Here is an 11792-nt window from a genome sequence, read left to right on the forward strand (position 1 = left end):
GGCCGGAGCGGGATTCGGCGGGTACGCCTGTGGTAGGCAAGGGGCGGTGGTCGTTGTGGGATGCCCCACATCGCCCGCGCGGGCCGGGAGGCCCGCCACGACCTGGGCTCCCGCGAGCCCGCCAACAGCAAACGCACATCAGATGTGGAGTCAGTCGTGTCCGAAGACCTGCTCGCAGGGGCGAAAGCCGCCGAAGCGGAGAAGGCCACCTACGCGAACGCGGGGGTGAGCATCGAAGCCGGCGATGAGGCCGTGCAGCAGATGCTGCCCTGGGCGAAGCGGGCGAGCAGGCCGGAAGTGCTGGGTTCGCTCGGCGGCTTCGCCGGCCTGTTCCAGTTGAAGCTGGACCGGTGGACCGAGCCGGTGCTGGCCTCCTCCACCGACGGCGTGGGCACCAAGCTCGCCGTGGCCCAGGCGCTCGACAAGCACGACACCGTCGGCATCGACCTGGTCGCGATGGTCGTCGACGACCTCGTGGTCTCCGGGGCGGAGCCGCTGTTCCTGCAGGACTACATCGCCGTCGGCAAGGTCGTCCCGGAGCGGATCGCGGACCTGGTCAAGGGCGTCGCCGAAGGCTGCGTGCAGGCCGGTTGCGCGCTGCTGGGCGGGGAGACCGCCGAACACCCCGGCATGATGGCGCCCGGCGAGTACGACATCTCCGCGACCGGTGTCGGCGTCGTCGAGGCCTCCGCGATGCTCGGCCCGGACAAGGTCCGGCCCGGCGACGTGGTGATCGGCATGGGTTCCTCCGGCCTGCACTCCAACGGCTACTCGCTGGCCCGGCACGTGCTGCTGGAACTGGCCCGGATGCCGCTGACGGGGCACGTGGAGGAGTTCGGCCGCACCCTCGGCGAGCAGCTGCTGGAGCCGACGCGGATCTACGCGAAGGACTGCCTGGCGCTGGCCGCCGAGACCGAGGTCCGGACGTTCGCGCACGTCACCGGTGGTGGCCTCGCCGCGAACCTGGCGCGGGTCGTCCCGGCGGGCCTGACCGCGGTGCTGGACCGCGGCACCTGGACCCCGGACCCGGTGTTCCGCCTCATCGCGCAGCGCGGCCGGGTCGAGACCGAGGAGATGGAGCGCACCTTCAACATGGGCGTCGGCATGGTCGCCGTCGTCACCGCCGAGGACGTGGACCGGGCGCTGGCGGTGCTCACCGCGCGGCACGTGCCCGCATGGGTGCTGGGTGAGGTCGCGAAGCAGCCGACCGTGGAGGACGCCGCCGAGGACCAGCGCGTGGTCGTGCGCGGCAACCACCCGAGGTTCTGAGCTCCTGATCGACGACAGGGCCGCGACCGGTTGGTCGCGGCCCTGTTCGCGTCCGCGGAATGCGGCCGCGCCCGGTGGGTGTTGTGGTCGGCGGAGGCGGACCGCGAGCCGGAGGAGAGCCGTCATGACCGACCACCGCGAGCACGGTCCGGGCGCCGCTTCGTGGGCCGTGGCGGTATCGGCGACGCTGCACTGCCTGACGGGCTGCGCGATCGGCGAAGTCCTCGGCATGATCATCGGTACCTCGCTGGGCCTGCACAACGCGGGCACCGTGGTCCTGTCCGTGGTCCTCGCGTTCGCCTTCGGCTACGCGCTGACGATGCGCGGAGTGCTGCGCACCGGGGTGGGCCTCGCCGCCGCGTTCCGCGTCGCGCTCGCCGCCGACACGGTGTCCATCTTCGTGATGGAGGTCGTGGACAACGCGGTGATGGTCGTGGTCCCGGGCGCGATGGACGCGGGCGTGGGCAGCGCGCTGTTCTGGGGCTCGCTGGCGTTCTCGCTGGCCGTCGCGTTCGTGCTGACGGTGCCGGTGAACAAGTGGCTCATCGCCCGCGGCAAGGGCCACGCCGTGGTGCACGGGCGGCACTGACCGCTGCCGAGCGGCCGGGGCGAAGAAATCCGAGCCGCCGGGAATTCCGGGCAGGGCCCGTCCGTTGTACGGGTTGGTCGGTGTGCGCGTGCCCCCGGGCTCCATCACGAGCCTGCAGGGAATACCGTTCGGCTGGAGCCCTGCAGCGCCACCCGCCGAGAGGCGGCCCGCACACCGGCCCTCTACTTGTTCCCCTCGGCTCCGGGCACGAAAAAAGTGCGCCGGGGTGACCGGCGCACTGATTTTCGGTTCACCGGGCGCGCACGGCGATCACGCGCCCGTTCCGGCCGCCGACATCACTCGCTGATGCCCGACACACGGCCTGTTCCGCCCGGTCGATGTGCATCAATGATGCGCACCGGCCGGGCGGTCTCGACAGGACCCAGCTCGTACTTCTCGCCCACGGCAACGACATCGGGAACGCTACGACGGCTACCGGCGACACAGAGCACCGAGTGGACGAACAAGCGTCCACCCGGTGCGCACGTGCCGTCAACGCCGGTAGTCGTCGTACCCGTCGTCGTATGTGTCGTCGCGGTCCTCCTCGGACCATTCGCCAGGCGGTTCCGTGGACAGCTCCCGCTGCAATGCATCGACGTCCATGGTGGGCGAGCTGTACTTCAGCTCGCGGGCCACCTTCGTCTGCTTGGCCTTAGCCCGGCCGCGCCCCATGGCTCGACCCCCTCGCGCAGGGTGTGCGGGGCGGCCAGGGGAACGGCGGCCCCGCATGATCTCGACAACTTTTCCTGTAACTACCGTACCGTGCCGATGCGGTTCTACGCGACGTGGTCTCGTGGAGAGTCTCCGTGTCGCGCGTGACCTTCCCCCTAGATCGCGAATCGGCGGTCGGCGATCATCGTGTCGTGGCTCGCCGTGGAACGCGGGCAGCCGAAGACACCATCGGGGCGCATGGCACGATACTCGCGTGCCAGAACCGTTCGTCGCCTACCTGAGGGTTTACGAACCCCTGTCGTCGATCGATTCCCCGCTGCGCGAGCGGCTCGCCGCCACCCTGGAGCAGGGCGCGCTGGAGCCGACGGTCGCGGCGACCAGGGAGCAGGACCAGTGGCTGCGCACCCAGGTGACGGCGCCGCCGAAGCTGCTGCCCGGCGACGGCGCCGACGGCACCGCCGAGCAGTCCGGCGACGTCCTCACCCTCGACCCCGAGTCCGTGCCCAGCGGTCCCGCGGCCACCGTCGGCCCCGGCCCGCTGGTGTGCCCGCTCGACCTGCGCGGCCGGTCCGCGGCGGCCCTCGTCGGGTTCCTCGGCGCGGCGGAGGTGCCGCTGCGCGCGGCGGTGGTGTCGCTGCCGGTGGAGAAGGCGAAGAACCAGGCCAGCGCGGTCGTCAGCGAGCTCGCGGAGAACGCGGTGCACGTGCTGTCGTCGACCTGGACGGTGCCGCTGCCGTGGTTCGTGCTCGTCGACCCGGCGGAACGGGTGACCGAGGACGAGGACGGCAAGCGGCGGGTCTGCTGGCGGGTCGCGATGGCCGACGCGCGGCGCCGGGTGGCGCGGGCGCACTCGGTCGCGCGGGACTCCATCGGCGACGGCGGGCCCACCAAGATCCTCCGGGAGACCGGGCGCTGGCTGGAGCGGTTCCACCCGCACTCCGCGGTCGAGCTCGACTACGGCGGCCTGGTGCAGATGATGAGCCGCAGCGACCTCGACGCCGACACCTCGGCCGAGGACGTGCACGCGATCATCGACGCGATGGAGTCCGGCGACACCGTCGAGGTCGGCGAGCGCTACGAGGCGCTGCGCGACTTCTGGTCCGAGTTCGCCGCCCACGAGCGGTACAACTGAGCTCCGGTCCGCGAGCTCACAGCGGGCGCTTCACCGGCGGCAGCGGATCTCGCCGTTGAGGACCGCGAACCAGGCCGAGTCGGAGTGCGTCCACTCGCGCCAGGCACCGCTCAAGCGCTCCAGTTCCGCGCGGGTGGCCAGGCCCCGGTCCAGTGCCTGCTCGGCGAAGGCGGAGTCCAGCACGCGGTCCGCCCACAGCCCGCCCCACCACTCGCGTTCGGCGGGCGTGGCGAAGCACCAGGCCGTGGCGGTGGCGTCGACGTCGCCGAAGCCGTCGAACCCGGCGTCGCGCGCCCAGCCGAGCAGCCGCCGCCCGGCGTCCGGTTCGGCGTCGTTGCCGCGCGCCACGCGGTGGTAGAGGTCGAGCCAGTCGGTGAGCGCGGGCAGCTCCGGGTACCAGGTCATCGCGGCGTAGTCGGCGTCCCTGGCGGCGACGATCCCGCCGGGCCGGCACACCCGCCGCATCTCGCGCAGCGCGGCGACGGGGTCGGTGAGGTGCTGCAGCACCTGGTGGGCGTGCACCACGTCGAACGACCCGTCCGCGAACGGCAGCGCGCAGACGTCGGCGACCTGGAACGTCGTGTTCGCGGGGGCGTCCGCCGCGGCCTGCTCGACGATGCCCGCTGCGTTGTCGACGGCGGTGACGTGGCCGGGGGCGACGCGGTCGGCGAAGTCGCGGGTGATCGTGCCGGGCCCGCACCCGACGTCGAGCACGTTCGTGCCCGGCAGCAGGTCGCCGAGCAGGTAGCCGGCGGAGTTCTCCGCGGTCCGCCACCGGTGCGAGCGCAGCACGCTCTCCTGGTGGCCGTGCGTGTACACGTCTCCGTGCGCCATCCGGACTCCCGGCTAGTGGGACGGAAATTCCGGGATCTGAGCCTACGGCGGGGCGCGACCGGCAACAAGCCTCCGGGCGACAGCGGGTTCGCCGCCGCCGAGCTCAGGCGTCGAGCGCGCCGGGGATCACGCGCAGGACGCCGACCTGCCGGTCGCCGCCGAGCAGCGGTTGCTCGGCGAGGTCCCGCACGCGCCCGCCGGTGATGTCGACGCCGAAGGCGCGCAGCACCTCCACCGCCACCGGCCCCCTGGCGCGGGAGGCGCCGTCGCTGATCTTCACCGCCGCGGCCCGGCCGTCCGGCAGCGCGAGCGCGAGCACGCCCTCCGCGCCGATCTTCGAGAGCAGGCCGGGCACGGCGGTCATCAGTTCGGTGTCGTCCCGGTCGGTACCGGCGACCAGCCACGGATGGGCCCGCATGGCGTCCGCGACCCGCCCGGCCGCGCCGCCCGCGGTGACCATGCCGCGGAACAGCCGCGCCAGCCCGATCAGCGGGATCGCGAACAGCGGCGCCCCACAACCGTCCACAGTGGCCGTTTCGATCGGTTCGCCGGCGAGCTCGGAGATCGTCTCCCTGGCGCCCAGCTGCAACGGGTGCTCCGGGGCCAAGTAGTCCTCGACGGGCCAGCCGAGCTGCGCGCACGTGGCCAGCATCGCCGCGTGCTTGCCCGAGCAGTTCATCGCGAGCCTGCGCTTGCCGGTGCCGTCCGCGAGCCACCGCTCCCGCGTCGGCTCGTGCATCGGCTGGTCCGGCGGGCAGCGCAGCGCGTCCTCGTCGAGCCCGTGCCGCGCGAGGATCGCCGCAGCCCGTTCGATGTGGCCGGCTTCCCCGTTGTGCGAGGCGGCGCCCAGCGCCAGGTCGGCGTCGTCGGGCAGTTCCAGGCCCGCGCGCAGCATCGCGAGCGCCTGCGCGGGTTTCACCGTGGAACGCGGGAACATCGGAGCGGTCACGTCCCCGACGGAGCGCAGCACCGAGCCGTCGGCGTTCAGCAGCACCGCCGAACCGAAGTGCACGCCTTCGCGCAGGCCGCCGCGCACCAGCTCGACGAGGGGAGCGGGAGCGTTCACGGACGGTCCCGCTCCGCCGCCAGCAGGTCGTCCACCGACGCGGCGCCTTCCCGGTAGCGGCGGGCGATCTCGGCGTTGAACAGGTCCACCACCGCCTGCACCTCGCGGCGGCGCTGCGAGACCGAGTCCTCCTCCGCGGTGTAGGCCGCGAGCGCGGTGTTCAACTTGGCGTCGGACAACGACATCACGTTCGACAGGTCCACGTCCGAGACCAGCGCTTCCACGTGCCTGCGGTGCGCCTCGGCCCGCGACGGCTCGGTGGTCTGGTAGCGCCCGGAACCCGTGGCCGGGCCGACGGCGTTGTCGGAGAGGATGTTCACCAGCTGCTCCACGACCGAGGCGGAGCCGTTCTCGGAGCGCCTGCGCTGCTCGGCGCGCACGATGTCGATCCGCGCGTGCAGCATCCGGCGCAGGTACGAGAGGTCCGTTTCCTCCTGAGCGGCTTCGTCGCGCAGGCCGCGGACCTCGCCCAGTCCGAGCTCTTCGATCCCGTCGGCGTACTCCGGGTCCAGGACCCGGTCGATCCGGCGGCGCCCACCGGGGCGGACTTCGATCACGTGCCCATCCTCCGTCGATCGTGCCCACCGGCACTCGATGCCCTGGCGGCATCGTCACGGCCGGCGCGGCTGGTGCGTCCAGTGTGCATGTCCTGCAAGCGCTCCCGCATCACGTCTTGATCCCGAGTGCCAGGGCCGCCTGGTCCGGGGGCAGCGGCGCGCGCTGCGCGATCTTCGCGACGCCGGCGGCCCTGGCGACCAGTTGCGCGTCGTCCCGGGCCGGTGTCCCCGGCGCGTAGTCGGGGGTGTCGGCGCGTCCGATCCGGACGTGCGCCCCCGCGGCGAGCGCCGCGAGCAGCACCGGCAGTCCCGCGGGTCCGACTCCGGCGGCGGTGCATCCGGTTCCCCGCGGCAGCAGCTCCATTGCGGATGCAAATTCGGTCACGGCGTTGGGCGCACTCCGCTCGCCGGCTCGGGAGCCGGGTGATCCTCGGTCGTCGTCCGAGCCCTGGAGTTCCGCTCCGGTCGAGAACCGGGCTTCGCCGGTGAACGCGAGGATCACGTGCGCCGGGTCCGGAATCTCGCGCAGCACGGCCAGATCGGCCGCGCAGCGGGCCAGGAAGTGCACGGCCGTCCCACGTTCGCGCGCACCCGCGCGCAGGTCCCGCACGAACTCCGGTGACGCGTCGAGCGGGCAGCTCAGCGCGTGCGCGCCGCAGGCCACCAGCTCCGGCAGCGGCGTGGTCTCGGAGGCCGTGACCCGCACGAGCAGACCCGTCTGCTCCCGCACGGTCGCGACCAGATCACCGAGCGGTACTCCCGCAACGGGCGGCAGATCGACGACGGACGCGCCGACCCGCGCGCATCCGGCGGCGGACCGCACGAGCTCCGCGACCGATGTGGACGTGCCGTCACCAGGCTGAGCGGCGGCGACGGCGAGCACCGTGCCGGTCGGTTCCGGCGACCCTGTCATGGGGGTGATCTTGGCACACCCACGGGGCCGCGTAGTTGTTCCGATCCGTCAAATGACCATCGGACGGGTGATCGGCGCGGCCGACATCACCCAGGGTGGTCACGATCGCCCGCTGTGCACGGGAATCCGGCCGTGCGCGACGGGCGAACGCCTCAGCGCCCGCGGAGACCTTGCGCGGCGATCCGGCCCGGCGGCTCCCCGGTGTCCGGCGGCACCGAATCCGGGTCGACGGCCGCCGCGACGGCCCGGTCCTGCTCGGCGTCGCCCGCGACGAGCTCCACGTCCACCGGCGCGGTCCGCTTCAGCAGCGCCAGCACCACCGGGCCCAGCTCGTGGTGCAGCACCACCGAGCCGACCCGGCCGACCTTGCGCTCGCCGTGCCACACCGGATCACCGGTCTCCGGGCGGATCTCCACCGAACCGTCCAGGTGCAGCAGCACCATGCGCCGCGGCGGCTTGCCCACGTTGTGCACCTTGGCCACCGTCTCCTGGCCCCGGTAGCAGCCCTTCGCGACGTGCGCGGCGGTGTGGATCCAGCCCATCTCGTGCGGGATCGCCCGCTCGTCGGTGTCGACGCCGACCCGCGGGCGCAGCGCCTCCACGCGCAGCGCCTCGTAGGCCATCGTGCCCGCCGGGCGCACGCCCGCGTCGGTCAACCGCGTCCACCAGTCGACCAGCGAATCCCGCGGCACCACCAGGTCCACCGTGTACAGCCCGCGGAACGGCACGGCGCGCGCGAAGCCGCCGCCGGGCAGGCCCACCACCTCGTACGGGGCCGTCGGCACCGAGCTCACGCCCGCCTTGCCGAGCAGGTCCACCGCGTCCGGGCCGAGCACGCTCAGCAGCGCGAACTCGCCGGAGGCGTCGCGCGGTTCGACCTTCGACCAGAAGCGCATGGCCTCCAGGTACTCCAGCAGCGACTGCTTGCCGTCCACCCCCATCGAGGGCAGCGCGCTGGAAGCTCGCGCCGCCGCCTCGGTGTCCAGGTACACCACGCCGTCGTGGTGGGCGACCATCGCGTGGCAGTCGATGTGGCCCTGGCTGTCGAGCACCAGCGCCTCGGTGCCCTGGCCCTCGGGCAGTTCCGTGAGGTGCTGCGAGAGCACCAGGTGCAGCCAGCTCAGCCGCTCCTCGCCGGGAACCGCGATGATCGCGCGGTTCGACCGGTCGACCACCACCGCGGATCGCGTCGCCGAGCGCTGCTCGGCGAACGGGTCGCCGAAGTGCCACGCCACACCCACGTCAAGCGAGGTGTCCAGCGAGGCCTCCTCCGGGGCCGCGACGGCTCCGGGCAGCTCCAGCAGGGGTGAGTTCATCGTGTCTCCTCGACCGCGCGCTCCAGGTGGTCGGCGTCATCGGTGCCGCGGCAGCCGCGGCACGTTCCCGACAACGCCAGATGCGTGGCGTCCAGTTCGAACCCGCTTCGCCGCCGCAGCAGCTCCGCGAGGTCGTCCAGCAGATCGCACGGCACCTCGTCGATCTCCCCGCACCGGTGGCAGACCAGGTGCACGTGCTCGTGCTCATCCGCCGAGTACGTCGGGGCGCCGTGCCCGAGGTGGGTGTGGCGCACCAGCCCGATGTCCTCGAGCGCGTCCAGCGCACGGTAGATGGTGGTGATGTTCACGGTGCGCGCGGTGCTGCGCACCCGGCGGTGGACTTGATCCGGTGTGGCGTGGCCGAGCTCCCGCACGGCATCGAGCACCAGCCGCCGCTGCGGGGTGACCCGCATGCCGTGCCGGTGCAGCGTGGTGCGCAGCGATCCCGTCTCACCCACTGCCGGCTCCCGTGCTCGACGAACCTGACGTACCCCTCCGATCGTATGCCTTGCCGCTTCGCGGGATCAGCCCGCTCGCTCCGCCTCCGCGAGGAGCCCGCACCGCGCGGCACGCGGTGCGGACATGCATGAGAAATCGATCCCGCAGCGAGGAAGCCGCTGAGGTTCCGTCACCCGACCCACTGCTCAAGCCAAGATGAAAAACAGGCGGTTAGGCTGCGGGTATGCGCGTATTGGCTCTGCTGGACGGGACGTTGGCCGACCCCGAAGCGCCGTTGATGCGGGCCGACGACCTGTCGGTCACCCGTGGCGACGGCATCTTCGAAACGATCTTGGTGGTGGCGCGGGACGCCCGCGAGATGGGGCCGCACCTGGACCGGCTGGAGCGCTCCGGCGCGCTGCTGGACATCCCCACCCCGCCGCGCGCCGTGTGGGAGCGCGCCGCGCAGGCCGTGATCGACGCGTGGCCGTGGGAGACCGACCGCGAGATGGCCCTCAAGCTCGTGTGCAGCCGGGGCGTCGACGGCGGCGACGGCACGCCCACCGGGTTCGCCATGGGCTCCCCGGTCGGGCCGGACACGCTGCGCAAGCGCCGCGACGGCCTGGTCGCGGTGACGCTCGACCGCGGGTTCGCGCCGGACCTCAAGGAGCGCGCGCCGTGGCTGCTGCTGTCGGCGAAGACCCTGTCGTACGCGGTGAACATGGCCGCGCTGCGGGAAGCGGAACGCCGCGGCGCCGACGAGGTGATCTTCACGGCCACCGACGGATCGGTGCTGGAAGGCCCCACGTCGGCGGTGGTGCTGGCCCGCGGCAAGACGCTGATCACGCCCCCGCCGAGCACCGGCATCCTGCCCGGCACCACGCAGGGCGCCCTGTTCCGGGCCGCGGAGAAGGCCGGTTGGGAGACGAAGGTCGAGCCCTTCGTCCAGGCGGAGCTGCGCACCGCCGACGGGGTGTGGATGACCTCCAGCGTCCGGTTGGTCACCCCGGTGCACACCCTCGACGGCACACCGATCAAGGCGGACCCGGAGCTGCACCGGGAGCTCACCGGCCTCTACGAATCCCTCTACTGACGAGAGCGGCCCCGCGACCTCGGGGAGGTCGCGGGGCCGGTCGTCAGCCGACGACGCGTTCGAGCTTCGCGGACAGCCGGGGCTGCAGTTCGTGCTCCGAAGTGGCGCGTTCCTCCACGTAGGCCAGCGACCCGTCGACCACGCCGTAGAGCCGGCTCGCGGCCGTCGCGTCCTCGGCGGTGGGAGTGCGGATCACCGCGTCCGTGGCAAGCTGCCACGTCGTCTTGTTCCGCTGCTGCCCGAAGAACATCTCGGAGATGCCGGTGCTGTGCACCAACAGGAGTTCGATCGTGTCGTCGGGCTGCGGTCGCCACCAGCCGACCTCGCGGAACGCGGGGGCCACCACCGAGCCGCCCTCGCCGTCGAGCCGCCACGCCCTGCTCTCGTAGTACAGGAACGGGCGCCCGTCGTGGGCGAAGGTGACCTGCTGCAGGAAGCGGTAGCTCTCGTCCTGCGACGGGTGCGCCGCCTCGCCCTCGCCGCGCCACACGCCGACCAGCGGCAGCAGCATCAGGCAGGCGCTGTGCAGGTCGGGGCCTTCGCGGAGGTTCGCGGTGTCGCCGACACCGGGCAGGTCGTCGAAGGACGGAACGTTGCGCTCGCGGGTGACCTCGGCACGCTCGGCGGCGGCCTGCACGGCCGCGTCGCCGCTACCGGGCTCCGGCTGGTTGGACGTCGTGGTCATCGTTCGCAGATTACCCGCGACACCGGTGCGGCAAGCCTCGCGGGTCAGTCGTTGTACAGCCGGAACAGCACGTACCCGGCGAACCACAGGACCATGATCGTGGCGATGACGAGCAGCGAGACGAGGCCGTAGTGCAGGAAAGGTATGAGTTCCACGCGCAAAGGATAACCACCGCGAGCGCCCCGTGGAGTGTGGCGTCGGGCATGATTCCGGAGCACAGATCGCCAGAGCAGGGGGGAACCGGGCCGCATGACCGATTTCGACACGCTGCGCGAGCACGCGCTGGCGTTCCGGGAGGATCTGCTCGCGCGCAAGGAGAAGCTCGCGCCCGCCGAGTTCGACTGGTACCCGTACGACACGATGGCGAACATCTTCCACCTGGACCGGTTGCTGTCCGGTCCGAACCGGTCGGTGTTCGACACCCTCGCCGGGAGCCGGATCGCCGACATCGGCGCCGCTGACGGGGACTTCGGCTTCTTCCTGGAGCACGAACTGGGCTGCCAGGTCGACGTGGTCGACAACCCGCCGACGAACTTCAACGGGCTGCGCGCCGCGCGGCGGCTGGTGGAGGAGCTGTCCTCCTCGGTGCGGGTGCACGAGATCGACCTGGACTCGCAGTTCGCGCTGCCCGCCGAGCGGTACGGGGCGGTGTTCTTCCTCGGGCTGCTCTACCACTTGAAGAACCCGTTCTACGTCCTGGAGGCGCTCGCCCAGCGGGCGGAGCTGTGCTTCCTGTCCACCCGCGTCGCGCGGCAGGCGCCGGACGGCACGCCGTTGCGCGACCAGCCGGTCGCCTACCTGCTGGACCCGGTGGAGGCGAACAACGACGCCACCAACTTCTGGATCTTCTCCGAGACCGGGCTGAAGCGGTTGTTCGAGCGCACCGGCTGGGAGGTCGTCGAGTTCGTCACCGTCGGCTGCGAGGAGGGCTCCGAACCCGCCCGCGCCGACCGCGACGAACGGGCCTTCGCCATGCTCCGCTCCCGCCGCACCTGACCCGAACAGCAGAAGGGCCGGTACCCGAGGGGTACCGGCCCTTCTGACTGAAGTCCGCGCAGTCCTTGATCCGTGTCTTGTCAGCGGCGAAGCCGCTGAGCAGCGACCACGCACGCAGCCGGACCACCGGCGGGTTCTCAGGTGTCTTCTCGCGAGGACAGCTTTTTCCCTCGTGGCGGAGCCACTTGGGAAAAAGATCCCGCAGCGAGAGACCGACTGAGGTTCCGCCACT

Annotated in this window: 13 protein-coding genes; 5 read left to right on the top strand and 8 right to left on the bottom strand. The window is 72.0% G+C overall.

What is annotated here, in order from left to right; genetic code table 11:
• Positions 1 to 60 precede the first annotated feature (60 nt).
• Together purM and ACWD38_RS23970 are read left to right on the top strand one after the other, a co-directional pair.
• Positions 61 to 1269 (top strand): phosphoribosylformylglycinamidine cyclo-ligase, encoded by a 1209-nt coding sequence (purM, locus tag ACWD38_RS23965; RefSeq protein ID WP_184484377.1) that lies wholly within the window; start codon positions 61 to 63, stop codon positions 1267 to 1269.
• Between the two features lie 124 nt (positions 1270 to 1393).
• On the top strand, positions 1394 to 1858 hold the full coding sequence (locus ACWD38_RS23970) for a DUF4396 domain-containing protein (protein ID WP_184484379.1): 465 nt from the start codon (positions 1394 to 1396) through the stop codon (positions 1856 to 1858).
• A 492-nt stretch (positions 1859 to 2350) separates the two neighbouring features.
• On the opposite strand, the gene ACWD38_RS23975 is transcribed toward ACWD38_RS23970, so the two are convergent.
• A complete protein-coding gene (locus ACWD38_RS23975; protein ID WP_184484381.1) occupies positions 2351 to 2530 on the bottom strand; it encodes a DUF3073 domain-containing protein in 180 nt (59 codons plus the stop codon).
• Positions 2531 to 2783: 253 nt separating this feature from the next.
• On the opposite strand from ACWD38_RS23975, the gene ACWD38_RS23980 reads away from it, so the two are divergent.
• Complete coding sequence (locus ACWD38_RS23980) at positions 2784 to 3662, top strand: hypothetical protein (RefSeq protein WP_450124936.1); 879 nt, start codon at positions 2784 to 2786, stop codon at positions 3660 to 3662.
• Positions 3663 to 3692: 30 nt separating this feature from the next.
• Here the strand turns inward: ACWD38_RS23980 and ACWD38_RS23985 are convergent, their stop codons facing one another.
• From ACWD38_RS23985 to ACWD38_RS24010, 6 genes are all read right to left on the bottom strand, one after another.
• The gene (locus ACWD38_RS23985) at positions 3693 to 4496 is read right to left on the bottom strand and encodes a methyltransferase domain-containing protein (protein ID WP_184484386.1); all 804 of its coding nucleotides are present in this window, start codon (positions 4494 to 4496) and stop codon (positions 3693 to 3695) included.
• A gap of 103 nt (positions 4497 to 4599) precedes the next feature.
• Positions 4600 to 5562, bottom strand: a complete 963-nt coding sequence (locus tag ACWD38_RS23990) for an asparaginase (RefSeq protein WP_450124937.1) — start codon at positions 5560 to 5562, stop codon at positions 4600 to 4602.
• Positions 5559 to 6119 (bottom strand): RsiG family protein, encoded by a 561-nt coding sequence (locus ACWD38_RS23995; protein ID WP_450124938.1) that lies wholly within the window; start codon positions 6117 to 6119, stop codon positions 5559 to 5561. The genes ACWD38_RS23990 and ACWD38_RS23995 overlap by 4 nt, the downstream gene beginning before the upstream one ends.
• A gap of 109 nt (positions 6120 to 6228) precedes the next feature.
• Positions 6229 to 7032, bottom strand: coding sequence for a 3-keto-5-aminohexanoate cleavage protein (locus ACWD38_RS24000; protein ID WP_450124939.1), 804 nt, complete (start codon positions 7030 to 7032; stop codon positions 6229 to 6231).
• A 152-nt stretch (positions 7033 to 7184) separates the two neighbouring features.
• Positions 7185 to 8348, bottom strand: a complete 1164-nt coding sequence (gene ygfZ / locus ACWD38_RS24005) for a CAF17-like 4Fe-4S cluster assembly/insertion protein YgfZ (protein ID WP_184484390.1) — start codon at positions 8346 to 8348, stop codon at positions 7185 to 7187.
• On the bottom strand, positions 8345 to 8806 hold the full coding sequence (locus tag ACWD38_RS24010; RefSeq protein WP_425503593.1) for a Fur family transcriptional regulator: 462 nt from the start codon (positions 8804 to 8806) through the stop codon (positions 8345 to 8347). Before ACWD38_RS24010 ends, ygfZ begins: the two co-directional genes overlap by 4 nt.
• Positions 8807 to 9030: 224 nt before the next feature.
• On the opposite strand from ACWD38_RS24010, the gene ACWD38_RS24015 reads away from it, so the two are divergent.
• Positions 9031 to 9879 carry an aminodeoxychorismate lyase gene (locus ACWD38_RS24015; RefSeq protein ID WP_450124940.1) on the top strand — a complete coding sequence of 283 codons (849 nt, stop codon included), beginning with the start codon at positions 9031 to 9033 and terminating at the stop codon, positions 9877 to 9879.
• Positions 9880 to 9922: 43 nt separating this feature from the next.
• On the opposite strand, the gene ACWD38_RS24020 is transcribed toward ACWD38_RS24015, so the two are convergent.
• Positions 9923 to 10564: an FABP family protein gene (locus ACWD38_RS24020; protein ID WP_184484394.1), complete on the bottom strand. Its 642-nt coding sequence runs from the start codon at positions 10562 to 10564 to the stop codon at positions 9923 to 9925.
• A gap of 249 nt (positions 10565 to 10813) precedes the next feature.
• On the opposite strand from ACWD38_RS24020, the gene ACWD38_RS24025 reads away from it, so the two are divergent.
• Positions 10814 to 11560, top strand: coding sequence for a methyltransferase domain-containing protein (locus ACWD38_RS24025; RefSeq protein ID WP_184484396.1), 747 nt, complete (start codon positions 10814 to 10816; stop codon positions 11558 to 11560).
• The last annotated feature ends 232 nt before the right edge of the window (positions 11561 to 11792 follow it).

Source organism: Saccharopolyspora sp. NPDC002578, from assembly GCF_053592695.1.